Below are 25,646 nucleotides of genomic sequence, written 5' to 3'. Positions count from 1 at the left end.
AATGAATCAGATTTTTGATTGGTGTGTAGATTTCCTGTATTGGCTTTCTGATATTTTAGGGATGACCTACAAGGAAATCAACGTGTGGATTTTTGTTATTATTTGGCCCTTAATCTTCATCATTCAATGGATATATATAGCCTATTTGAAAAAGAAAATCCATGATAGCAAAAGACTAAAACCCTAAATCTTCTGGGCTAAAAGAAATCAACCTTCGGAGTTCATCAATATTATTCCCTGAGAATTGGGAGGTGTAGAATAGATCACAAAACTCCCCTTTCCATCCTTCATGATTTCTAAGTCTTGGCTTTCCTCTCCATTTTTCAATTTCACACTAACCCATTCCTGCGGAATATAGGTTTTTAAAGTTAGGGGCTCTTGGTATAATTTCGAATCCAGAGAACAAGTCAGATTGATTTCGATTATATCCGAATTTACTTCTACCTTCACCGTAGTAGCTTTTCTTTCCCGTAAATATTTGGTAACATTTCGAAATGGAGCAATCCAAAGTCGACCTTCATTGCTTTTCAGATAAGAAAAATATTCTACTAATTCAGCTCGCTTTTTAGGCTCCCATCCGAGATTCTCTACACCATGATAAACCAATACCAACCAGGTATTGTCATGATTCATAACCGTATCCGTCCATGCTTTCATTTGAGCTGGCGTAGTTCGAGTTAAGGGTCCCCGCTGCCATTGAACGTATTCTTTTATGGATTGACCTGGGGTGCGGTCACTCCCTCGATTGATTTCTTCCAACCAATCCTCTGGCATTCGATTTCTCAAGGAAGGATAAACTTGATGCGCATAATGCATGACCCGTTCATTTTCTGTCCCATAGGGACCTTCCGCTGAGAAAATGGATTCTTCACCAATAAATTTCAATAAATCCGATTTACTCTGCTCAAGTTCATACATCAAGTTCACTTCATCCAATACGGCTAAACGAGGATGTGTCACGGTATGGGAGGCGATTTCATGACCTTGAGCCGAATAGGATTTATATTGTTCCCAGGTAGTTGAATCCTCCACATTATTATGAAATACCACTTCATCGGAATTTCTCATGGCACCACTTCGGATTTTTGAATATCCCTCATCGGTCAATGCATAGGCTTCCTCCACTCTCCCCTGTTCAAATAAAGACCCAATTCGTGCATGATAATCCTCTGCCTCCGAAGTACCTGTGAAGGCAATCAAGGAAGCCCTTTCAAATAAGTTACTGGAGTCGGTAGGTATTTGAGCAGTCTCAGCAATGATTTCTTGGGGATCTCTCCCAATGAATTTTCCTTTTCCCGATCCTTCTACTTTTCCCGTAATGATGTAAAAAGTAGCTTTGAGATCTAAGCTATCCAAAATAGGTTTTGCGATCGTGAGCTGATTGATGATACCATCATCAAAAGTAATCGAAACAGCTCCTGATTTATTTCCTTGCCATTTTGTAATTTCCGTTTCGCCTACGACTGGATCTTGCGGACCACAAGAGCATACAAGAAGAGAAATAATAAGAATTAAAGAGTAGAACTGTTTCATGATTTTAAAGGGATCTTGATTATCTAAGTTCTGAATTTGACTTGAAAATCCAGTAACCGCTAAACAAAAAACCTTTGAGATCTTTCTGACCTCAAAGGTTTAAAATATACGGTTTATACTAATTTTTAGAATTTTCTATACTTGCCTTTCAGGAATTTATTGGCTTCTTTCTCTGCAAATCGAGCCTTTTTACTATCCCAGTTTAGGGTTTGATTCGGGAATCTACCTGCAATCACTCCCAACAAAATGGTTTCGGTCAAACGCGCTGAATAAGAAAAAGGAGCACTACATTCAGTTTTTCCCAAACAAGCATCTACAAACTCATGGTAATGCTTTTTACTTTCCTCAGCATAGTCCTTTACAGGCTCACCTAAGTTGAATTGAGCTATATCCATTTCCTTATACTGACCATCTACAATCAAGCGTGGCAACTGCATAAAGTGAGGCAAAAGTAATCTTCCTTTTTCTCCCATAAACATGGCACCTTGATCGGGAAGTTGATCGCCATTTGGCAACTGCAAATCAGGATGATCCGAAGGTGCTCCAGGACCATCGTACCAAACCCAAGTCAAGGTTTCGGCCGTGAATGGAGTCGATGGAAATTCATATGTAACCACATTGTGCTCAGGAAATCCAAAACCAGTTGGTTGACGACACTCATTTCGAATCGTTCGAGGCACATCCAATTCCAAAGCATTATACGGCGTATCAAAAATATGAACCCCCATATCACCCAAAGTTCCGCAACCGAAATCCATCACTTTTCGCCAGTTACCCGGATGATAGTATCCTTCTTTAAAGGGACGCTCTGGAGCAGTCCCCAACCATAAATTCCAGTCTAATCCTTCAGGAATCGGATCACTACCTGTTGGTTCGGGACCGTCAAAACCCCAATTTTTAGGGGACCAGGCACGAACTGCGTGGACCTTTCCAATAATCCCAGATTGAATTAGTAGCGTAGCCAATTTGTAATCATAGAAAGAGTGAACCTGAATTCCCATTTGAGTGACCAGCCCTTTCTTTTCGGCTACTTTCTTCATTTCTCTTGCTTCCGAAACATGATGAGTCAAAGGTTTTTGGCAGTAAACCGCCTTATCCATTTTCATCGCCATCAAAGAGGCTGGAGCATGCGTATGATCCGGAGTAGAAACAACTACTGCATCAATGTCATCTTCCAATTCCTTCAACAAAACACGATAATCACCAAAAGTCTTGGCTTGGGGATACAGCTTTTTTGCATTATCGATCGCGCGACTATCCACATCACAAAGTGCTACTACTTCTACTAAGGAATGGGAAGCGATTGCTTTTAAATCCTCCATTCCCATGGCACCAAGGCCAATTTGTGCAATTCTTAATTTTCCATTGGCTTGTGCTTTTGCCAATAAGGAAGGTGCTAGGGCCAAACCGGCTGCACCCAAAGCCGACCTCTTGAGAAAATCCCTTCGGTCGATAAACTGTAGGTTCTTATTCATGTTGGGTTGATTGTATATTATGTGATTGTTGTTCTTAGAATTGAAAGCCAAAAATCATTTGGAAACCTTTCTACTTCCCCCTTTTTTATCTTGCGTTTTAAGATAAGGCTGAAAAATCGATTTGCCAATCCAAAATGGGAAAGAAGGTTGAAAAGAAGCTTGTTGAAATGAGAAATTACAGGGCGAATCGCCACTTCTTTTTTCTTATTTGCATCAGGAATTCATCATATTAAGATGCCTCTCTTTATCTTAGAATTATGAATCGACGACCTTTTCTCCAAAAACTTGGCATTCTAACCACCGGCACTATGACCCTTCCTTTCTTCTTATATGGGAAAATGCAACTTCCAAAAGAGACTAAATTCAAGTTTATTACAGCTTCTGACGGGCATTTCGGTCAACCAAATACCGACTTTGAAACAAGTCACCAAAAACTAATCGAGGCGCTTAATCGGGAAAAGGATGTGGATTTTGTGGTCTTCAATGGAGATTTAATCCATGATGACCCTACACTCATGCCTGAGGTAAAAAAGGTTTATGATCAAGTTCAGCATCCCTACTTCGTCACTCGAGGAAATCATGATCGCGTGACTACTTCAGAATGGGATTCAATTTGGAACCAACCTGCAAATTTTTCTGAAGTTCACCAGGAAGAATTAGGAATGCTTCTCCTGAATTGTTCCAACGAGGCTGGGGACTACCTTTGCGCGGATATGGATTTTGCGAAAGAAAAACTGGATTCCTTTCAGGATTTACCCCATGTAGCTGTCTTTATTCATATTTCCCAAAACGAATGGACCCGCCATGGAATAGACTGTAAAGACTTTATGGATTTGGTTAGCTCCTATCCAAATGTGCGGGGGATTTTTCATGGACATGACCATGACGTAGATGGGGTTATGCTTTATAAGAAAAAGCCCTTCCTTTGGTCTGGGCACTTTGGAGGTAATTGGGGAAATCCCTTTCCCAGCTATCGAGTTTGCGAAATTGGAACGGATGGAAAAGCAGTATCCTATTTGAAACGAGTTTCAGATGGAGAAATTTTAAGCGGCTACACCCTGTAATTTTAGTCTTTTTTCTGAAAGACTAAAAAGTGCTGGATTTTTAAGAATTGTCCATTTTCTATCAATTCAAATCCATTTGCTTCCATTTCCTTTTTTGCCTGACGCACAGTCATCTTATGAAGTGGCTTGATAGGAACTGAAGGATCCTCTCCCCTGTATTCGATCAAAAGAATTTTGCCATTCGATTTTAGAGATTTTCGGAGATTTTGAAGCATTTCCTCCGGAAATTCAAGTTCATGGTATACATCCACAAAAATGGCCAAATCAATGGAATTAGCTGGAAGATTAGGAGATATTGAAGAACCTTTCACTGCTTTCACATTCTCAAAACCCAACTCCTCGCTTCGTTTCCTTAAAAATTCTACCGCCTCCTCCTGAACATCCACAGCATAAACCTGCCCATCTGGAACCAGCGGAGCAATTCGAAAGGAATAATAGCCGGAACCCGCACCAATATCGGCCACCACACTATTGGAGGTAATCGGCAAATTATTAATTGCTAAGGATACCCCTTCTTCTGCTTCTCGAGAATCCCGCTCCAACCAATCTTTTCCGGCAAAGCCCATGATATGGGATATTTCTCTTCCCATGTATACTTTCCCAATTCCATCCCAAGAAGGTGTTTTGAACTTGTAAGGAGAATTTGGGTCTTTGGAGCCACTTTGGGCTTGGCATGCCAAATGCAAACTGCCAATCAATACCAACAAAATGAAAAATCGAATCTGTCTCATGTCTTTTTAAACTGAAAAATTTGAAACCTGTTTGATTGGAGGCAGAAATAGAAACTCTTTAAAATAAAAAAGTGGCTCCTTTTGAGAGCCACTTTTTAATCTTGATGAGATGCGATTTATTTCGCAAGATCAAATCGATCTAAGTTCATCACTTTATCCCAAGCTTTCACGAATTCCTGAACAAACTGCTCAGCTCCATCTGCAGAAGCATAAACCTCTGCCAAAGCTCTCAATTCAGTGTTAGAACCGAAAATCAAGTCAGCGCGAGTTCCAGTCCACTTAGGCTCACCAGACTTACGATCACTTCCTACGAAGATGTTGCTCTTGTCGTTGGTAGCTCTCCAAGTTGTACCTAGATCCAAAACATTCACGAAGAAGTCGGTAGTCAATTGACCTGGCTTATCAGTGAAAACACCATGCTTTGATCCATCCCAGTTTGCTCCCATAGCTCTCAAACCACCAACCAAGGCAGTCATTTCTGGAGCGGTAAGGGTAAGCAACTGTGCTTTATCAATAAGCAATTCTTCACCTTTTACTTCACAATCTTTAGCAATGTAATTTCTGAAACCATCTGCAACCGGACGTAGATATTCGAAGGATTCGATTTCAGTTTGCTCCTGAGAAGCATCCATACGACCAGGGGTGAAGGGAACAGTCACATCATATCCAGCGTCTTTAGCAGCCTTTTCAACACCAGCACATCCCGCCAAAACGATCAAGTCAGCCATTGAGACTTTCTTACCACCTGCTGCCGTGCTGTTGAATTCTTCCTGAATACTTTCAAGTGTACCCAATACTTTAGAAAGTTGAGCCGGATTGTTTGCTTCCCAATTCTTCATTGGCTCCAAGCGTATGTGAGCACCATTGGCACCACCTCGCATGTCAGATCCACGGAAGGTAGAAGCAGAAGCCCAAGCTGTAGAAACCAACTCAGCTACGGAAAGACCAGAAGCTAAGATGTTTGATTTCAAACCTGCGATATCCTGATCATCTACTAATGGATGATTAACAGCAGGAATTGGATCTTGCCAGATCAAATCTTCAGCAGGAACTTCAGGACCTACATAACGACTCTTTGGCCCCATATCTCTGTGAGTCAATTTGAACCAAGCTCTAGCAAATGCATCTGCAAACTCGTCTGGATTCTCATAGAATCTTCTGGAGATTTTTTCGTATTCAGGGTCAAATCTCAAAGACAAATCAGTAGTCAACATGAATGGCTTGTGGAATTTGCCTGGAATATGGGCGTCAGGAATAATAGCCTCAGCATCCTTAGCAACCCACTGATGTGCACCAGCAGGACTCTTTGTCAATTCCCACTCATATTCGAACAAGAACTTGAAATAATCATGGCTCCACTTAGCAGGAGTACTTGTCCAAGCTCCTTCCAAACCACTGGTAATGGTGTCAGCTCCATGACCGGAACCGTAAGAACTTGTCCATCCCATACTCATTTCTTCGATGGAAGCTGCCGCTGGTTCTGGACCTACGTATTGGTCAGGATTTGCAGCCCCGTGAGTTTTACCGAATGTATGTCCACCTGCAATCAAAGCCACGGTTTCTTCATCGTTCATAGCCATTCGGCCGAAAGTCTCACGAATAGCTTTAGCAGCCAATAGTGGATCAGGATTCTTATCTGGACCCTCTGGGTTAACATAGATCAATCCCATTTCGGTAGCTCCCAGTGGAGACTCCAAAGCTTCAGGATTTCTGTGGGCAACCCATTCTTTCTCTGATCCCCAGTAGATATCTTGCTCTGGTTCCCATACGTCAGAACGACCACCACCAAAACCGAATGTTTTGAAGCCCATAGATTCCAAAGAAACGTTTCCTGCCAAAATCATCAAGTCAGCCCAGGAAAGTTTCTTTCCATATTTCTGCTTGATAGGCCACAACAAAAGTCTAGCCTTGTCCAAGTTGGCATTGTCAGGCCAAGAATTCAAAGGCGCAAAACGCTGCGTACCTGTTCCTGCACCACCTCTTCCATCATGCACTCGGTAAGTACCCGCACTGTGCCATGCCATTCGGATCATGAAAGGACCGTAGTGACCATAATCTGCAGGCCACCAATCCTGAGAAGTTTTCAACACTTCTTCAATCTCTTTTTTCACCTGAGGCAAGTCCAAACTAGCGAACTCTTTCGCATAGTTAAAGTCTTCGCTCATCGGGTTAGACAAAGAAGAATGCTGTCTTAAAATATTCAAATTCAGTTGATTAGGCCACCAATCAACGTTCTGGGTGCCTTTTCCGGCACCGTGTAGCATGGTACCGTTGTGAAATGGGCATTTGCTCAAATCACCGCTACCATTTCCATGTGGATTACTCATATTTTTATTGGTTTATAGTTAATCATTAATTTCAAGCATGACGAAATTACCAAAAATTTTATGGATATGAATTTTTTTTTGATTGATAAAAACTATGACTCTTATTGGGAATATTCTTGATTCAAGTAGAAGCCTGTTTTATCCAAAAACCTGAGTAAAATCACCCAAACAAAAGCCCAATTTGAAGATCAAATTGGGCTTTGATTATTAATTCATCACTTATCTTTTGGCTTTTCCCGCTGCATCTCGATCATATCAACAGGAGGAGGAGTATTATCACCCAATAGATGCCGCACAAAGTAATCTCCCATTTTCCAGAAGAAGTATTCGCGCATATTTCCATACCCGTGTCGCTGACCTGGCATAATCACAAATTCAAATCGTTTTCCAGCCTTGATGAGGGCCTCAGCCATTCGAATTGTTCCTGCTGGGTGAACATTGTTATCGACATCACCTGTTGACAACATCAGATGACCCTTCAGGTTTTTTGCTAAATCAGGATTCTTCTCAATGCTATAAATGAAGGTAGTATCTCCTTTTGGAGTTACTCGCTCCAATACGCCATGATGCTTTTCAGACCACCAACGGTTGTAGATATTGTTTTCATGGTTACCTGCTGAAGAAACAGCCACTTTAAAAACATCCGGATAAACAAGCATCGCCGCAGTAGACATAAAACCACCTCCGGAATGTCCATGGATCCCCACTTTGTTTCGGTCAATAAAAGAGTATCGGTCCACTAGTTGCTCAACAGCAGCTTTTTTATCTGCCAATCCATAATCACGTAGATTTCCATAACCATAATTGTGATACCATTTGGAGCGAGCTGGATGGCCGCCTCGGTTACCTAAGGTCACTACCACAAAACCAAATTGCGCCAATCGATCCGTTCTATCCATACCTCTACCAAAAGATTTGTTAACTGCTTCGGTCTGAGGACCAGGATATACGTACTGGATTAATGGATATTTCCGAGTTGAGTCAAAATCAAAAGGCTTATACATCACGCCGTAGAGATCCGTGATTCCATCGTCTGCCTTAAATTTGAATGGCTCCGGGAATTGATAACCTGCTGCAAAAAGCTGGCTCAAATCAGCAGTTTCTAGGTCCATCACCTTGTTTCCATTACGGTCCATTAACACTGAAACAGGCGTGGTATTTACCCTGGAGAAATTATTGACAAAGAAAGAAGCTTGGTCATTCATGTCAATATCATGCGTGAAGTTTCCTGGATTAAGCAGGCTGATGGCTCCGCCATCTAAACTTACACTGTACAAATGCTCGTAGTAGGGATCTTCTCCTTTTTCTCTTCCATTCGCAACAAAATAGACTTTTCGATTCCGCTCATCGACTCTGGCAACACCTCCCACGTGGAAAGGACCGGAAGTCAATTGACGTTTCATAGTTCCATCCTTACCATAAAGATAAAGGTGAGCCCATCCATCACGCTCAGACCACCAAATCAGGTCATTACCCACTAGCTCCAGCTTATTGAAATCAATGTAGGTATTGCTGCGCTCTTCAATGACAACTTCTTTTTCATTGGTAGAAAGATTCCATCGGCAAACATCCACTCGCTTTAAATCTCTGCTGGTAATTGCAAAATAGAACTCATCCAAATCACCCAGCCAAGTAGCCGGTCGGAAATCATCATCGCGCGTATTAGCTGCAGGCGTAGTAGACCACAAACTCACAGTTTGATCTTTGAAAGTTGAAATCGGAAGTTTCTTCAACTCCATGCTTTCGAAGGAAAAATGCAACAGCTCCGTTTGAGGCTGTTCTTTTTCACCTGGCATAGCATATTTGTAAGTTTCCAAAGTTGGACGAGGATCACGTGTATTGTGAATCACCCAAAGATCCTTCACTTTACGCTGATCGGTACGGGTCATCACAAACTGCTTGGAGTCCGCACTCCAAAGCACTCCTACTCGTTTACGGTCATTCTTTTTCTTTTCTTCCTCCACATTATCATCACCTCGGCCACCCCAGCCATATTCATAGTCCTTTTCCCCATCAGTGGTCAATTGATTTTCAACAATCGTAGAGTCCTTTTCATCCTTCACTGCTTTTAGGAAGTTTTCCTTATCCATCCAATAAAGGTTGAAATTCTTAGCATAGATTACTTTTGAAGAATCAGGAGCAATATTGGCCCAAGAAAGACGCTTGGGATCCTTTTCAGTTTCTATTTCAGTTAATTGTTGAGTCGAAATGGAGTAAAGGAAGGTATGAACTTTCTTCTCAAGTGAGTCTTTGGCGTTTTTATTCTTTTCCTTGATTTCTGCCCAATCGGACTTCAAGACATCAGCTGTGCTTTTTACTTTAAATCGAAGTGTATTTTCATCATCCATCAATTTCAAATCATCCAATTTCAAATGCTGACCATCGAATGGATCCTTGACAACTTTGGTGATTTCGGCAGCTAATTTATCTCGATCAAATAATTCAGTTTTGGTTCTTCGAACAGGATCAACAACATACCATCGCTTGCCATCTGAAGTTTCGTATTCATACCAAAAACGCTCGGATTTTTTCATCCAATGCGGATTCACCGAGGTAGAAAAAATCATTTTCTCCAGCTTATCTGGTGAAAACCTAGCCGCTAATTCGTAATTCCCTTTATAAATCGGCTCTTGTGCCCAACCTAGTTGAGCTGATAAAAAGAGCCCAAAAACCAAGAGTATTCGTTGCATATTTTTATTGAGTTTTATTTCGCAACGAAACTATACAACATGACCTTTCCGAGCTTAACCGCTGAAATAAAATTTGATAAGATATTATTAGAATATTTTTTCATCCTTAAAAACTTTACACGCTTTCAACCAAACTCAGCTCTTTGGAATTGGGGAGAAAAATGACACAAATTATTAGACAAGCTCACATATGGCACTCCTGAATCAGCCATTATTATTGAATGTTTTGAATTTGAATAAAACCATTATCCTCTATCCCCCTCTTTCTAATTGGTAAAATACTAAAACAGCTTTCCTATTTTTGAGCTTAAGTGATTGAAAAAGTCTAATTTCGGCACTGCTCAAGAAGAACCTACATGTTAGCTGAACATATACGATTACAAGAGGATCGAGAATTTAAAAAACATTGGAAAAAATGGGGTCCCTATTTGACGGAAAGACAATGGGGGACAGTCAGGGAAGATTACAGTTCCGATGGAGCCGCTTGGGAAAATGTAACCCATGATGAAGCCAGAAGTAAGGCCTATCGCTGGGGCGAGGAAGGGATTGGTGGAATTTCTGATCACAAACAAAAGCTTTGCCTCGCCTGGGCATTTTGGAATGGAAAAGATCCATTTATCAAAGAGCGACTTTTTGGGTTGACGGGGAACCAAGGGAACCACGGAGAGGATGTCAAGGAAATCTATTATTACCTGGATTCCACCCCTACTCATTCCTATATGAAGATGCTCTATAAGTATCCTCAGGCTGAATTCCCCTATCAAAAATTACTTCTTGAAAATCAAAAAAGACAAAAGACCGATCCGGAGTATGAATTGATGGATACCGGTGTTTTTAAGGAGGATCGCTATTTTGATATTTTCATTGAATACGCCAAAAATGATGCTGAGGACATTGTCGCCAAAGTAACCATTCACAATCGAGGACCAGAATCTGCTCCCATTTGGGTAATGCCTACCCTTTGGTTTCGAAAAACTTGGTTTACAGGGCATGAGCCTTTTATGCCAAAACTGAACCTTGTTCGTTCAAATTGCATCAAGGCCTTCAATCCCAAATCGGGTAATTACTCTATTACTTTCAATGGGAATCCTGATATTCGATTTTGTGATAATGAAACCAATCGGGAGCGATTATACGGCATCCATAATGAGAAAAAATATCCCAAAGACGGCATCAATGACTATGTAGTCCATGGAGATTCGTCCAAGCTGAATCCAAAATTTACAGGCACAAAAGCAGCAGCGATCTTCAAATTTGATATTCCTGCAGGAGAAAGTGTGGAAGTAAAGCTTCGTTTGCAGCATCAGTTAGAAGACCATCCTCTCCATATCTGCGACGAATGTCTAAATGCTAGAAAAAGAGAAGCGGATGAGTTTTACAATCATTTGCAGCATCGGGTAACAGATCCCGACCTTAAAATGATTCAGCGGCAAGCATTTGCAGGAATGATGTGGTCTAAGCAGTTCTATTACTACGATGTAGAACGTTGGCTAGAAGGAGATCCGGGACGCTATGTACCACCGGTAGAACGTAAAAAAGGGAGAAATCATCAATGGCGCCACCTCCAAAACTATGATATCATTTCCATGCCTGACAAGTGGGAATACCCTTGGTATGCTGCTTGGGATTTGGCATTTCATTGTATTCCCATTGCTCGGGTTGATCCAGAATTTGCGAAGCAACAACTCCTATTACTTCTCAGTGAGTGGTATATGCATCCGAATGGACAGATTCCAGCCTACGAGTGGAACTTCTCCGATGTTAATCCACCAGTGCATGCTTATGCGGTTCAGCGGGTATACCAAATTGATAAAAAGGCAAATAATGGCATAGGAGATCAAGAGTTTTTGGAACGCGCCATGCACAAGTTGATGCTCAACTTTACTTGGTGGGTCAACCGAAAAGACAGTGAGGGAAATAATATTTTTGAGGGAGGATTCTTGGGGCTGGATAATATTTCAATCTTTGATCGATCAGCAGCGGAATATTACCAGGGAAAACTGGAGCAAGCGGATGGCACCTCCTGGATGGCGATGTTTTCCTTGAACATGCTTCGTATTTCCTTGGATTTATGTGAGTTTAACAAGGTTTACCAGTTTACAGCTACCAAGTTTTTAGAGCATTTTCTTTACATCGCGGGAGCCATGAATAATATTTCCCGTGATCATATTTCCCTATGGGATGAGGACGATCAGTTTTTTTATGACATCTTTCATTTCAAAGGAAAGGAGGCTAAAAAACTTCGAGTTCGTTCTATTGTGGGACTGATTCCATTATTTGCGGTTGAGCCTATTCGAGAGGAATTATTTGATAGTCTACCGGAATTCAAAAAACGCCTGGACTTTTTCATGAAGGAAAAACCTAAACTGGCTGCGCTAGTATCCAGTTGGATTCATCCGGGAAAAGAAAAGCGCCGATTATTTTCCCTCCTCCGTGGACATCGAATGCGAAGTGTCCTTCATAAAATGCTGGATTCAGATGAATTTTTGAGTGATTTTGGAATTCGATCCCTTTCTAAATTTCATTTGAATCATCCCTATGCTCTGAAAATGAACGGAGACACCTATTCGATTCGCTATACTCCAGGGGAATCTGATACCCGAATGTTTGGTGGAAATTCCAATTGGCGAGGTCCAATCTGGTTTCCGATTAATTATCTCATTATCGAATCCCTGAAAAAATTTAATTTCTATTACGGAGGAGACTTTTCCATTGAATATCCAACCGGTTCGGGAAACTACCTTACTATGGATATGGTGGCAAAGGAGCTTTCTTTACGTTGTATGAAAATTTTCATGCGAGATCATAATGGCAACCGGCCTGTATTTGGAGCGGATGAAAAATTCCAGAAAGACCCTCACTTCAAGGACTACATCCTGTTTTACGAGTATTTTCATGGAGATAGTGGGAAAGGACTTGGCGCTTCCCATCAAACAGGTTGGACGGGCTTAGTAGCAGAGATGATTCATAAGTTTTACAAAGAGCAAAGACCTGAAGCACATGCCACTTCTACCCTATTTAGAAGCTAATCGACTGGAAGCAGGATGTGATGAAGTAGGACGCGGATGTCTCGCGGGTCCGGTGGTTGCCGCTGCAGTTATCTTACCAAATTCATATGAAAATCAATGGATCAATGATTCCAAAAAACTAAGCAAATCCCAGCGGGAAGAATTGGTTGAAGAAATCAAGAATGCCTCCATTGCCTGGGCATTAGGAGAGGCTACTGTGGCAGAAATAGATCAAATCAATATTTTAAATGCCTCTTTTTTGGCAATGAAAAGAGCGATTTTAGCGCTTCAAACTCAACCTGAACATCTTCTCATTGACGGGAATCGTTGGAAATCTGATTCAGACCTACCCTTTACCTGTGTAATTAAAGGGGATGGCAAATTTACAAGCATTGCTGCTGCCTCAATTTTAGCCAAGGTGCACCGTGACCGATTCATGGAAAAACTCGCTGAGGAATATCCCTTTTTTGGCTGGGAATCAAATGCTGGCTACCCTACCAAAACTCACCGAGCGGGCATCGTAAAACATGGAGCAACACCCTGGCACAGAAGTAGTTTTAAATTACTTCCTGAGCAATTAAAACTAGACTTGTGAGCTTATTTTAAAAAAATTAGTCTTCCTCCGGTTCTATATAAGGTTCAAAAATCAATCTACCCAACATTCCTGATTGAGTGATCGGTTGAAGAATGAGTTTGTTTTCAGTTAACTCTACAATTTGAGCTCTTCGAACCATATCCTCATGCTTAATAAGTAAGACCCTGTTTTCATCTACTTCGAAGGTTGCCTTTCGTAACACCAATTCCTGATTTACCATATCGGTGTATTTCAATGAATCTTCAGGAAGGAATTCGTAAACGGTATTTTCCAGCCGGTTTTTTATCCGGTATTCCATATTAGAACGTGCTGCTGGAGTGGCCTCTCGAAATTGTGCGGAATTCCGAATCTGATCAATCCCATCAAAGTATACCAATTGCCATTTGCCAAATAATTGTTGCGCTTGAAGTGAACTGGAAATTTCAAAAAAAGAAAAAATCAGCAGGGTTAAAATTCGAATTCTCATAATGAAAAGAGGGGCAATTTTTCTGCCAAAATTAGAAGAAATCAGGACTGAGTGATTTTTATATTCAAAAAGGGGAGCCACTCTGACGCATGCCGCTCTGCATAATCTGCTAAAAAATATGTCAAAGTAGGTTTAAATGGATTTGATTTTAAGGGCATTCCAGCCTCTTCTGGAGTTTTATCCCCCTTATTTACATTGCAGCGATTACAAGCCGTGACCAAATTTGTCCAAGAAGTCTTTCCTCCTTTAGAGCGAGGAAGCACATGATCCACCGTCAAATGACGTTTTGAACCACAATATTGACATTCGCCATTGTCCCGACGAAACAGATTGTTACGATTCAACAGGACTCCCCGATAGGGAATATTTTTGTATTGATTAAGCCGAATGACAGCCGGATAATCAAAGGTTTGACGAATGGTTCGAATCTGTAAAAACTCATAGGCGGTAAGAACGGTCGCTTTTTCCAAAAGTGTGAGTACAATAGCCTTTTGCACCGATACCACTGCTACCGGAGAATGATCCAGGTTCAATACAAGCACACGTTTTTCCATCACAATCCAAATACTGACCTAGCTTCCAAAACGACTTGTTCAGTTCGATTGTTTGCTAGATGATCTTGCCATTCGTCCAAATCTGAAACCCGCATTTTGTGATCCATCCACAGCACTTCTTCTAGCCCCAAATAAATCGCAAAGTGATCGGTTCGCTTCAGTTCATCATGAAAAATAAACAAATCTCCAGGCATGGCATGATTGAAAGGCAAAATCCTGCCAGGTAAAGCCGCTGCATGCCATGTGTAGCCCCCAATAGTATAAATTAAGGCAAACCCCAGCACCTCATCCAATCCAAAAATACTCCTTCCTCCAGGTTGCCAAGGGGCATTGACGTATCGTAGCGCTATTTCGATCAATTCATCCCGATCGGCACGATGGGCATGGCTTCGACTTGATCCTGTGAACCCAATCGTATCCTGCCAGTTGAACAATTCCAATTCCGAGAAATGCAGGCGACTTCCCGGAAGAAGGTATAGGTTGGTTCCTTGGTATTCTATGGCGGCGATTGGACTTGTCACCACCTGAAAATCCTGACTTAGAAAATTGAGGTAATCTTGTTGTTGGATTTCTTTCAGGGATTTGGATGAAATCCATCCCCCCATCCGGCTATCCTCATGAAAAATCCGGTACCACTGGCGGTCTTGTGAAACTGCTAAAACTTGGTAACATTCTCCAAAAAGCAGTTGAGTCAATAGAGCAGAATCCCGAGAAGGCTTTTTGTAAACAGGCAAGATCGTCTGCCTGCAAATTCCATACGCATTACTTAAGGGCCATTCGCTGAAGTTCTCTTTTGGCATCTTTTTCCTTCAAATCCTGACGTTTGTCGTGTATTTTTTTCCCACGACCTAGGGCAATCTCCATTTTGGCGAGTCCTCGGTCATTGATAAATATACGAACAGGAATGATAGTGAGACCTTTTTCTTGAGACTTCGTCTGGAGTTTTTCCAATTCTTTTTTGCTTAAAAGTAATTTTCGATCTCTTACGGCCTCATGATTATAGCTTGCCGCCATGGAATAAGGAGCTATATGCATTTGGCGCACAAATAATTCATCATCTAAAAAAATGCAGAAAGATTCTGTCAACGAAACCTTTCCTTCCCGCAAGGATTTGATTTCGGTACCTTTCAATACAATACCAGCCACGTATGTTTCCAAAAACTCAAATTGGAAACTGGCTTTCTTATTCTTGATGTTAATGATTTTATCGAATTTCTTTTTTTCAGCCATATCAGATTTTCATTTTGGCTAATGGAGTCACATCCAATGATGAAAATTCTCCTTTCAGATATTTAAAATGAGCCGCAATCGCGATCATACCCGCATTATCAGTACAATATTCAAATTTGGGAATATAAAGGTTCCAACCTTTTTTGGCAGCTATTTGAGTCAAAGTCGACCTCAGGCCTGAATTGGCAGATACACCCCCCGCGATCGCAATTTCTTTGATCTGTAGTTTTTTGGAAGCCTCTTCTAGTTTGATCCGAAGCATCTCAATTAACGTGTACTGAATACTCGCACATAGATCAGCAAGATTTTCTTGAATAAAGTTCGGGTTTTCCTTCATTTTATCTTGAAGAAAATACAGTACAGCTGTTTTTATCCCGCTAAATGAAAAATCCAATCCTGGCATCCGTGTCACAGGAAAATCAAAAGCTCGGGGATTTCCTTTTTGGGCATAGCGATCAATCAAAGGCCCCCCAGGGTAAGTTAACCCCAGCAATTTAGCAGTCTTATCAAACGCTTCCCCCACTGCATCATCCCGAGTCTCTCCAATCACTTCCATTTCCAAAAAATCCTTCACCAAAACCAATTGAGTATGTCCTCCACTCACCGTAAGGCAAAGGAAGGGAAATGAAGGTTTGGGATCCTCGATAAAATGAGCCAAAACATGGGCTTGCATGTGATTGACCTCGATTAAAGGAATGCCTAGGGCCTGCGCTAAAGCTTTGGCAAAACTCACTCCCACTAATAAGGCCCCCATCAGTCCAGGACCGCGCGTAAAGGCAATAGCGGAGAGTTGACTTTTTGAAACACCTGCCGACAAAAGTGCCTCTTGAACTACCGGAACAATGTTTTCCTGATGGGCTCGAGAAGCTAACTCCGGAACAACACCACCATATTTTTCGTGGACAGATTGTGTGGCGACAATATTATTAAGTACTTTGCCATTAAAGATGACAGAGGCCGAAGTTTCGTCACACGAAGACTCAATTGCCAATATATAAATATCCTTAGTACCCATTGGAAAAGAAGCCGAAAGTTACGGATTTTTTACACAAGACCTTCCGGGTATTTCTAAGGGTAATTTTATACTTTTCCCTCCTGATTTTATTGATTGCTGCCTTAGTTCAGTTCACGACTATACAAAACTGGCTCGTTGATCGCGTAGCAGGCTATCTTAACGATCGTACGAATTTCCACACTTCCATAGATCGAATTCAACTCACTTGGTGGGATGCTTTGACGATTCAAAATTTCGAAATTAGGGACTCCAGAGACAGTCTTATGCTTGGGGCAAAAGAGGCCTTTGTGGACTTTGAACTTAGCTCCCTTCTTTCCGCTGGAAACCCTACCCTGGACCAGATTCGAATTGAGGAAGCAACAGTCCAGCTGATTACCCATGAAGGTGATTCCATCATGAATATTAACCAATGGGTGACTGAATTAAGTGAGGCATTTGGCTCTGGTGGTGGATCGGGAGGAGGAAAATTCTCGATCGATCAGATCGACTTTCGAAACTCAAAGTTTACATTGATTAACTCGAATTCGGAGTTAATTACAGAGGGCTTGGATTATAATCGGATGCAATTTTCGGACATCCAACTATCAGCCTCTGAGTTTGCAATCCAAAATGGGGTAGTCAAATTGAATATTGGACATCTTTCAGGGAATGAAATTGCATCAGGTCTAAACATCAAAGAGTTCAAAACCAATTTCACCTTCGCTCCCCAATTCATGGAATTTGAGCAATTGAAACTGGTAAGCAATGAAAGCCACATTCGTGATTACTTGAGATTTGAATATGATTCACCAGCTTCCTTTTCCAATTTCGTAACGGATGTTACGATCCAGGCCCGTATGGAAGAAACGATCTTGGGACTGGGAGACCTTAATTTTTTCGCTCCTACACTTCCTAATATTAAGGATCAAATTATCTTAAGCGGGGAGGTTTCGGGGACTATTTCAGAAATCAAATCAGACGAATTCCTCCTACGAATTGGAAAAAAGACTGAGATTTTTGGAGCTTTCTATTTGGATGGATTACCGGACGTAGAAAACACCTATATCAACCTTTCTCTCAAAAATACCACCATCCAAACAAAGGACCTGAGTCCTTATTTAGATCCTGAGGTTGGGAAACAGGTAAATAAACTCGGGACCATCCGATTGAGCGCAGACTTTGCTGGTCTTTTAAATCGTTTTACTACCAATGGGGATTTCAAAACATCCATTGGTAACCTTATCGGCCGGGTAAACTTTGATAAAAAAGGAGACTTCAATTCAATTGTTTCCAAAGTTCAGGTTCAAAATCTGAATCTTGGCATTCTTACTGACAACCCCGAACTCCTACAGCAAATTTCATTAGATGGAAATGTAGATATTCAAGGGAGCAATGCAGAAGACTTGCTTTTAGATCTTAATGCTTCAATTTCAAAATTGGGTCTCTTGGGATATAACTACACGAATATCCGTACAGATGCCAAATACGGGTTGGAACTTTTTGAAGGAAATCTATCTATCAATGATCCCAACCTAATATTAACTGGAAATGGGTCTATTCAATTGAAAGAGGGTTCAGAATCCATTAACATGTTGCTGGATCTCGATTCGGCAAACCTTCAGGCTTTGAACTTGATAGACACCACAGCTTATGTTCATGGTGTTTTGGAAATGGATACCCGCGGAATTGAAATTGACCAACTCAGCGGAATCATGCGTTTCAAGGACATTATGGTTGGTTTTGAGGACCGGGTATTGGATGTGGGGGATTTCGCCTTCCAGTCACTTTTCGCAGGCGGCACCCGTACCATGTCTCTTAATTCTGACTATATCGTAGCCGGTGCTTCCGGGCAATTCCAGTTGGAGCAAATGAGTAGGGATTTACCCCTTTTATTTGAACAATACCTGGCAATTCTATTTCAGGAAACACCTCCCATTGCTGACCTAGAGCAGAATTTCAATCTCCCATATAATTTGGATTTGAATGTCCGATTGATCAATATCAATCCAATTCTAGATCTCATCCAACCTGAATTGTATATTTCAAAAAACACACTCATCGAAGGTGCTTTCTATCAGACCTCAGAAAACACCATTTTCAATTTTTTCACCAGTATTGATACAATCCGATTTCAAGGAAATGAAGCTAGAGACGTCAATGTAGATTTCAATACATCAAAAATCATTAACAGTCCGAAAGTATTAGCCTCTTTCTACATTTTTTCTAAGCAGCAAAACGTAGGTGGCAAACTCGATTTTAGCAATTTGGGATTTGAGGCCATCTGGAACAATGAAGCTTTGGACCTTAACTTTGCATTGGATCAAGATTCTACTCAGAGTAGGGCACGAATTAACGCTGTAGCTCAATTTTCTGCCGAGGAAACAAAGATTCAAATGCTCCCCTCTCAGCTAGAGGTATTGGGAGATCGTTGGGAAATTGACCCCGAAAATCAAATCAGACTCCTTCCCAATTCAACTATTTTTGAAAATTTACGACTTCACTCAGGAAACCAAGAAATCAAAGCAGAAGGAGTTTTGGGAAGTTCGGCAGACAAAAAATGGAATTTGACTCTAACGAATGTCAATGCTAATATCCTGAACACCTTCGCTCCGCAGGAATATGAAGGAGCAATCAATGGCTTGGTAACAGCCTATTACAGTGCAAGCGATCAACTTATTTTAAACTCCGAAATTACAATCGGCGGATTTGCAATAAATGAAATCCCCGTCGGAGACTTATTGATGAGGGCTAATCTTCAGGAAAATGCCTTGGACCTTGCTATTGAAAATGTGCTAAATGGCAAAAAAACCATAGACCTTTCAGGGCAATTGGGCCTCAATGACTTCGATTTTGATTTGAAAGGGAATTTGGAAGATGCTGAACTTGCCATGTTTGAACCTTTCCTCTCAAATTATCTCTCAGATATGGGGGGAAGTATTTCGGGAAATATCCAATTGCAAGGTGATCCCATCAATCCCATTTTACAAGGAGAGGGTAAAATCAATAAAGGAAGAGTTCGAGTGAATTTTTTAAATGCCCTTTATCAGTTAGATGGTAGTATTTTGTTTACCCCTGGGGAAATCCGATTTGATCGCTTGGTTGCAAAGGATGTTCGGGGAAATACAGCAAACCTTAATGGAGGGTTGACCTATCAGGGAATTGAGGATATTTTATTAGATATCAGCGCCCGCATGAACAATTTCCAAGTAATGAATACCACCATCAAAGACAATGAGGTATTCTATGGAAATGTCTATGTTTCCGGCACGCTCGATATCACAGGATCTACTAACAATCTTGTGATTGATGCCCGGGCCACCAGCCAACCCGACACTCGAATTTTCATCCCTCTTTCAAGTAGTGATGAGCAGGTAAGTGAAGACTATATTCACTTCATCAATATTTATGATACCGTTTCAGTACAGGGCTTGAGTGAGGAAATTAACCGACTGGACATTCAAAATGTGCAAATGAATTTTGTCTTGGATGTAACTCCAGATGCCTATGCAGAAATTGTCATCGACCCACGAACCCAAGAAAAGATTTCTGGGCGAGGAAAAGGGGTTTTGACCATGAATATTGATACTCAAGGGAATTTCTCTCTTAATGGAACCTATGAAGTTACCGAAGCAACTTACAATTTCTCCCTCTATAACGTAGTAAAGAAAGAATTTAAAGTTGAACCTGGGGGCCGTATTTCTTGGTTTGGAGATCCCTATGAAGGGGTTATGGACCTAACTGCAAAATATGAGGAATCTGTATCCATTCAGCCATTATTAGCAAGTAGCTCTACCAATCCCAATCAAGATAATACTGTAGCGAACCGCAGGTATCCAGTTGGGGTCATCATGGATTTAAATGGAGAATTACTGTCCCCAGATATCGAATTTGGGTTTGATTTCTCTCAATTCCCCAATACCGGAGATGTTCAAACTGCAGTTTCCTCCTTCCAGACTCGGGTTGCGAATGATGAGCAGGAAATGAACCGACAGGTATTTTCCGTTATCATGACCCGTTCATTTTCGCCAGAGGGTCAATTCGCTGGTGTAAACTCACTGTCTAATAGTTTGGGACAACTTCTCTCTGCCCAACTTAATTCCTTTTTGGGACAGGTGGATAAAAACCTGGAAATCAACGTAGACTTAGCCACCTTGGACCAAAGTGCCCTCGAAACATTTCAATTAAGTGTGGCCTACACCTTCTTGGATGGACGACTTCGAGTATCTCGAGATGGTGGATTCACAGATAATACCGGACAAGCGGATGCCGCAGCAATCATTGGTGATTGGCAGGCAGAATACCTATTGACTGATGATGGCGTTTACCGAGTGAGGATATTCAATCGGAACAATTTCAATACTTTCACCTCCCTTTCGCTTTCTAGAAATGTGGCCACTTATGGCGTTGCTCTTTCGCAGAATGTTTCATTTAATTCCTTTTCCGAACTCTTCCAAAAAATAACGCGCCGGAAAAAGCGACAATCGAATCTAGTGGAAGACTCAGATTATTTCTTGAGATACAATGATGAGGAAAATTGGCAAGAGATTGATTTAACTCCCGTCGAGAATCGTCTGGATTCTATTTCCAACCGATCCATCAATTACCGCTACATTCCGAATCAATAATCGAAACAATTAATCCCGGTTCTTTATTTCTTCTTAAAAACATTCCATGGAAAAGATCACCCTTTTTTGGTTTAGAAGAGACCTGAGACTTGATGATAATTCAGGCCTTTTTTACGCCCTTCAGCAGGAAAAAAATGTACTTCCCCTTTTCATATTCGACTTGAATATTTTAGAAAAACTGGAAGATGAAGATGATGCTCGCGTTGGATTTATCCATGACCAAATCACCAAACTCAAATCTCAGCTCGAGGAAAAAGGGAGTTCGATGATTGTTCGAATCGGTAAGCCCTTGGAGGTTTATCAATCACTCTTGAAAGAATATTCAATCCAAGCTGTCTATACCAATCGGGATTATGAACCCTATGCAAAAGAACGGGATGAGCAAGTTTCATCTTTATTGAATAATCACGGAGTAGAATTTTTTACATTCAAAGATCAAATGATTTTTGAACCAGGGGAAATCCTCAATGGATCAGGTGAATTCTATAAAGTATTTACCCCTTTTAGTAAAATCTGGCTGGATGCTTTTAAAAATCAAAATGTAGAGCCATTGAAAAATCCTCAGTGGAATAATCTCTATGTTACAAAACCTCTTCCACTCCCTTCTCTGGAAGAAGTAGGATTTAAAAAATCCTCCATTGAAATTCCTCCTATGGAAACTGATGAGGATATTATCCGTCAATATGACCAAACCCGAAACTATCCCGCAAAGAAAGGAACGAGTCGCTTGGGTATCCATTTGCGTTTCGGTACAATTTCCATTCGAAAATTGGCGAAACTTGCTGCAAAGCTGAATGCCACCTATTTAAACGAACTGATCTGGAGGGAATTTTACATGACCATTTTGGCTTATAATCCTCAAGTAGTAGATCGAGCTTTCAAACCAGCCTATGATCAAATACCATGGCGAAATAATGAAGAGGAATTCAAAGCCTGGTGTGAAGGAAAAACAGGATATCCCATCGTTGATGCGGGTATGCGGGAATTGAATGCCACTGGATATATGCATAATCGAGTCCGGATGATCGTTGCCTCCTTTCTGACCAAGCATTTGCTAATTGACTGGAGGTGGGGAGAAGCGTATTTTGCTAGAAAATTACTGGACTTTGAGTTGGCATCGAATAATGGTGGCTGGCAATGGGCTGCAGGAACCGGAACGGATGCCCAGCCCTATTTTCGGGTATTTAACCCCGAATCCCAGACAGAAAAATTTGACAAGGACATGAAATACATCAAAAAATGGGTTCCGGAATTAGGAACAGATTCTTACCCAAAACCCATTGTAGATCATAAGTTTGCACGGCAACGAGCCATTAACACCTACAAAGAAGCATTGAATTCATGAATATCGGTGATCGCGTAAGACTTCTTCATGGAAAAGAGGAAGGAATAATTAAGAAAATCTCTTCAAGTGGTAGAATCGAAGTTGAAATAGAGGATGGATTTATTATTCCAGCCCTAAAATCAGAAGCTGTCGTTATTCATGCTGCTGAATCCACCTATTTTGGAGAAAAGGAAAGTTCTTCAGAAAAGGAAGAAATGCCCCTTCCTATTTCAGCACCAAAAGATCAGGGAATTTATTTGGGCTTTGTACCGATCAATGACCAAAACCTAAGTCTATACCTGATCAATGATAGCAAAAGCGAATACTTAAGTCATATCTCAGAGGTTTTTGGGACAAATCAACGGACGCTTTTAGCGGAAAGAATTCGACCTGGTGAAGCGAAGAAGTTCGATGATCGACTCATCAAAGAGATGAATGAATGGCCGGCTTTTCTTCTCCGATTTCTCCCCATTCAACACAAATTAGAAACCGCCAAGCATCCTTTTGAGCGGCAATTAAAAATCAAACCCACTCAATTTTTTAAGCACCTTTCTGATCTACCGATTCTTGGAAAACGGGGCTATAGTTTTCATTTAGAGCAAACTACGCAAGAGTTGGATATCCAGAAACTCAACCAAGAACTGGAATCAATTCAGCCGAAACCTGCGTTGGAACCCGTTCCAAAACCTGCTACTCGAATCGATCTTCATATTGAGGAACTTGTTTTCAATCCCGAAAAACTGAGCAATTCAGAAATGCTACGAATCCAATTGGAACATTTTGAAAAAACACTCAATCAGGCTATTGCTTCAGGAATGCACGAGATTACATTTGTCCATGGAATCGGAAATGGAGTACTTCGTAAAGAAATTCACAAGCGATTGAGTCAATTGACAAATATTCAGTACTTTCAAGACACGCAGAAAGATCAATGGGGCTATGGAGCCACCCTTGTTCGAATAACTTAAACCATGCAGACCAAAGTCTCCCGGATTTTTGAAGTGTTTGAGAAAAACCTGTTAGAGGCAAAAAGCCTATTTCTCGAATTGAGCAAGCAGATCAAATCCAAGAAGGCTGCTTCCCTCTATGAAAAGCTGGAATACCTCGAAATATATGGGGAGTTACTTGGAAAAATCCATTTTGAACAGGAAGGCCTTTCCAATCAGATTTTTAGGGATTTTAGGCTACTTCAAAAAGATCTACGAAAAATCATTCGGTTAAAAACCGTTGAAAATGGCCTTCGCAACCGACAAAACGACAAAAATCTTACCTATCGAAGCTATGGAGCTTTCCTAGCCGAACATAAAAAAGGCTTGCATACGGAAGCCTTTGACCGGATAGTTGGAGGCACTCTCTCGAAATGGGAAAAGCTACAAGAACAGATAAAAAAAGGAAGTGCCGGACATAAGCCCATCGCCATCAGTACAGCTATCCATCAGTTAGTCCATGAGGAACTAGAATTTTTCCAAGTAGATTGGAAAATTGGTTTGGATAGTAAAGCTTGCAAGGACCTGCAATCCGGGCTCATCAAAATCCTGTATCTAGAAAGTATTCTTCATAGCCTGGGCTTTAATCCCATCTTTGTTGAAAGCATTCACGAGGAAATGCGCCAACTTCTGGGATCACTTTCCAAATGGTATAGTAATCACCTCGAACTCCAAACTCTTTCTCAATACTTATCTGATAAAGAAGAGGTTGCAAAAAAATACCTGGAATGGCTAAAGGACCTTCAGATTAAAAAGAAAAGCCTGTCTTCCTTGGTAGAAAAACAGGCTCAGGTTCTGTATCAAAAGATTCTGGATTGATTAGATCATATCCAAGGCATGTGCGAGATCATTTTTCAAATCTTCAGCATCCTCTACACCTACACTGAGTCTGATCAGAGAATCTACTAATCCCACCTTTTCACGTTCTTCTTTTGGAATGCTAGCGTGCGTCATAGAAGCAGGGTGTCCACATAGGGACTCCACTCCTCCCAAGGATTCTGCCAACGAGAATAATTTGAAATTTTCCATCACCTTCACGGCATCCTCCAATCGGTTACCAACCAAGGTAAAGGAAATCATTCCTCCGAAATCACGCATTTGCTTCTTGGCAATTTGATGATTCGGATGATCCTCAAAGCCTGGCCAGTAAACCTTATCCACTTTAGGATGATTTTTCAAATAAGCCGCGATAGTCTTTCCGTTTTGAGAATGGCGCTCCATACGTAGATGAAGCGTCTTGATTCCTCTTAAAACCAAGAAACAATCCTGAGGTCCAGGAGTGGCTCCTGAAGCATTTTGTAAGAAAACCAATCGCTGAGCCAGCTCATCATCGTTCACAATTAAGGCTCCCATGACCACATCAGAATGTCCTCCTAAATATTTTGTCACGGAATGCATCACGATATCCGCCCCTAAATCCAGCGGATTCTGCAAGAATGGAGAAGCAAAAGTATTATCTACTCCCAAAAGAACTCCATGCTTTTTGGCCACTTGAGCCACGGCATCTATATCGATGATGTTCATCATGGGATTCGTAGGAGTTTCCACCCAAATCAACTTGGTATTGGGATTAATTTTGTCCTCAATGGCGTCCATTTCCGCCATGGGTACGAAATGAAACTTGATTCCAAAAGGCTCAAAAACCTTCGTAAATAAGCGATAGGTTCCACCATACAAATCATTGGTGCTGATGATTTCATCACCAGGACGAAAAAGCTTCATCACTGCATCAATCGCTCCCAACCCTGATGAAAAACAAATTCCGTGTTTTCCATTTTCTAAGGCTGCTAAGTTTTGCTGAAGAGCTGTCCGGGTAGGATTGTGTGTTCTTGAATATTCATACCCCTGATGATCTCCAGGCGAACGTTGCACGTAGGTAGAAGTTTGAAAGATAGGAGTCATAATCGCTCCTGTACTCGGATCTGGCTCTACACCTGCGTGGATAGCTTTGGTACCGAACTTCATAGATTTTTATGTATTTAGAGATTCTTTTTTTGTGTATCCAAATGAGCGGCTGAAACTTCTTATACTTGTACTCCAGCCT

19 protein-coding genes are annotated in these 25,646 nt (G+C 41.2%); 8 read left to right on the top strand and 11 right to left on the bottom strand.

All coding sequences use genetic code 11. The features are described 5' to 3' along the window. The first annotated feature begins 1 nt into the window (after position 1). Positions 2 to 187, top strand: coding sequence for a hypothetical protein (locus HWE15_RS05970; protein WP_290506598.1), 186 nt, complete (start codon positions 2 to 4; stop codon positions 185 to 187). Between the two features lie 20 nt (positions 188 to 207). On the opposite strand, the gene HWE15_RS05965 is transcribed toward HWE15_RS05970, so the two are convergent. Further along, positions 208 to 1,533 carry a polysaccharide deacetylase family protein gene (locus tag HWE15_RS05965; RefSeq protein WP_290506597.1) on the bottom strand — a complete coding sequence of 442 codons (1,326 nt, stop codon included), beginning with the start codon at positions 1,531 to 1,533 and terminating at the stop codon, positions 208 to 210. Positions 1,534 to 1,658: 125 nt separating this feature from the next. Next, complete coding sequence (locus HWE15_RS05960; RefSeq protein ID WP_290506596.1) at positions 1,659 to 3,008, bottom strand: Gfo/Idh/MocA family oxidoreductase; 1,350 nt, start codon at positions 3,006 to 3,008, stop codon at positions 1,659 to 1,661. Positions 3,009 to 3,265: 257 nt separating this feature from the next. Here HWE15_RS05960 and HWE15_RS05955 point away from each other — a divergent pair, with 257 nt between their 5' ends. Further along, complete coding sequence (locus HWE15_RS05955; RefSeq protein ID WP_290506595.1) at positions 3,266 to 4,072, top strand: metallophosphoesterase; 807 nt, start codon at positions 3,266 to 3,268, stop codon at positions 4,070 to 4,072. A gap of 2 nt (positions 4,073 to 4,074) precedes the next feature. Here HWE15_RS05955 and HWE15_RS05950 read toward each other — a convergent pair whose 3' ends face one another. The 3 genes from HWE15_RS05950 to HWE15_RS05940 form a co-directional block, all read right to left on the bottom strand. Beyond that, complete coding sequence (locus tag HWE15_RS05950; protein WP_290506594.1) at positions 4,075 to 4,803, bottom strand: class I SAM-dependent methyltransferase; 729 nt, start codon at positions 4,801 to 4,803, stop codon at positions 4,075 to 4,077. Between the two features lie 116 nt (positions 4,804 to 4,919). Further along, positions 4,920 to 7,130 carry a catalase/peroxidase HPI gene (gene katG, locus HWE15_RS05945; protein ID WP_290506593.1) on the bottom strand — a complete coding sequence of 737 codons (2,211 nt, stop codon included), beginning with the start codon at positions 7,128 to 7,130 and terminating at the stop codon, positions 4,920 to 4,922. A gap of 215 nt (positions 7,131 to 7,345) precedes the next feature. Further along, the gene (locus HWE15_RS05940; protein WP_290506592.1) at positions 7,346 to 9,820 is read right to left on the bottom strand and encodes a DPP IV N-terminal domain-containing protein; all 2,475 of its coding nucleotides are present in this window, start codon (positions 9,818 to 9,820) and stop codon (positions 7,346 to 7,348) included. Positions 9,821 to 10,176: 356 nt separating this feature from the next. On the opposite strand from HWE15_RS05940, the gene HWE15_RS05935 reads away from it, so the two are divergent. After that, positions 10,177 to 12,849, top strand: coding sequence for a glucosidase (locus tag HWE15_RS05935; protein WP_290506591.1), 2,673 nt, complete (start codon positions 10,177 to 10,179; stop codon positions 12,847 to 12,849). Further along, the gene (locus HWE15_RS05930) at positions 12,821 to 13,423 is read left to right on the top strand and encodes a ribonuclease HII (protein WP_290506590.1); all 603 of its coding nucleotides are present in this window, start codon (positions 12,821 to 12,823) and stop codon (positions 13,421 to 13,423) included. Before HWE15_RS05935 ends, HWE15_RS05930 begins: the two co-directional genes overlap by 29 nt. 16 nt (positions 13,424 to 13,439) lie before the next feature. Here HWE15_RS05930 and HWE15_RS05925 read toward each other — a convergent pair whose 3' ends face one another. The 5 genes from HWE15_RS05925 to tsaD are packed head-to-tail and all read right to left on the bottom strand — an operon-like array spanning position 13,440 to position 16,688. Then, complete coding sequence (locus HWE15_RS05925; RefSeq protein ID WP_290506589.1) at positions 13,440 to 13,889, bottom strand: hypothetical protein; 450 nt, start codon at positions 13,887 to 13,889, stop codon at positions 13,440 to 13,442. A gap of 41 nt (positions 13,890 to 13,930) precedes the next feature. Further along, the gene (locus tag HWE15_RS05920) at positions 13,931 to 14,443 is read right to left on the bottom strand and encodes an HNH endonuclease (protein WP_290506588.1); all 513 of its coding nucleotides are present in this window, start codon (positions 14,441 to 14,443) and stop codon (positions 13,931 to 13,933) included. Further along, positions 14,443 to 15,243 (bottom strand): SH3 domain-containing protein, encoded by an 801-nt coding sequence (locus tag HWE15_RS05915; protein ID WP_290506587.1) that lies wholly within the window; start codon positions 15,241 to 15,243, stop codon positions 14,443 to 14,445. Before HWE15_RS05915 ends, HWE15_RS05920 begins: the two co-directional genes overlap by 1 nt. Then, positions 15,206 to 15,673 (bottom strand): SsrA-binding protein SmpB, encoded by a 468-nt coding sequence (smpB, locus tag HWE15_RS05910; protein ID WP_290506586.1) that lies wholly within the window; start codon positions 15,671 to 15,673, stop codon positions 15,206 to 15,208. Before smpB ends, HWE15_RS05915 begins: the two co-directional genes overlap by 38 nt. Before the next feature lies 1 nt (position 15,674). Continuing rightward, complete coding sequence (gene tsaD / locus HWE15_RS05905) at positions 15,675 to 16,688, bottom strand: tRNA (adenosine(37)-N6)-threonylcarbamoyltransferase complex transferase subunit TsaD (protein ID WP_290506585.1); 1,014 nt, start codon at positions 16,686 to 16,688, stop codon at positions 15,675 to 15,677. Between tsaD and HWE15_RS05900 the strand changes: the two genes are divergently transcribed. From HWE15_RS05900 to HWE15_RS05885, 4 genes are read left to right on the top strand one after another with little or no spacing between them, the layout of a single operon-like run. After that, positions 16,688 to 21,292 carry a translocation/assembly module TamB domain-containing protein gene (locus tag HWE15_RS05900; protein WP_290506584.1) on the top strand — a complete coding sequence of 1,535 codons (4,605 nt, stop codon included), beginning with the start codon at positions 16,688 to 16,690 and terminating at the stop codon, positions 21,290 to 21,292. The genes tsaD and HWE15_RS05900 overlap by 1 nt on opposite strands. A 46-nt stretch (positions 21,293 to 21,338) precedes the next feature. After that, on the top strand, positions 21,339 to 22,637 hold the full coding sequence (locus HWE15_RS05895) for a deoxyribodipyrimidine photo-lyase (protein WP_290506583.1): 1,299 nt from the start codon (positions 21,339 to 21,341) through the stop codon (positions 22,635 to 22,637). Then, positions 22,634 to 23,584: a Smr/MutS family protein gene (locus HWE15_RS05890; protein ID WP_290506582.1), complete on the top strand. Its 951-nt coding sequence runs from the start codon at positions 22,634 to 22,636 to the stop codon at positions 23,582 to 23,584. The genes HWE15_RS05895 and HWE15_RS05890 overlap by 4 nt, the downstream gene beginning before the upstream one ends. 3 nt (positions 23,585 to 23,587) lie before the next feature. Beyond that, the gene (locus HWE15_RS05885; protein ID WP_290506581.1) at positions 23,588 to 24,421 is read left to right on the top strand and encodes a hypothetical protein; all 834 of its coding nucleotides are present in this window, start codon (positions 23,588 to 23,590) and stop codon (positions 24,419 to 24,421) included. Here HWE15_RS05885 and HWE15_RS05880 read toward each other — a convergent pair whose 3' ends face one another. Next, positions 24,422 to 25,567, bottom strand: a complete 1,146-nt coding sequence (locus HWE15_RS05880) for a cystathionine gamma-synthase (protein ID WP_290506580.1) — start codon at positions 25,565 to 25,567, stop codon at positions 24,422 to 24,424. It lies immediately after the preceding gene. Positions 25,568 to 25,646: the final 79 nt, after the last annotated feature.

The organism is Algoriphagus sp., from assembly GCF_013373065.1.
Taxonomy (GTDB): Bacteria; Bacteroidota; Bacteroidia; order Cytophagales; family Cyclobacteriaceae; genus Algoriphagus.
Note: the sequence above shows the minus strand (reverse complement) of the source record. Positions and strands in the feature narration are given on the sequence as shown.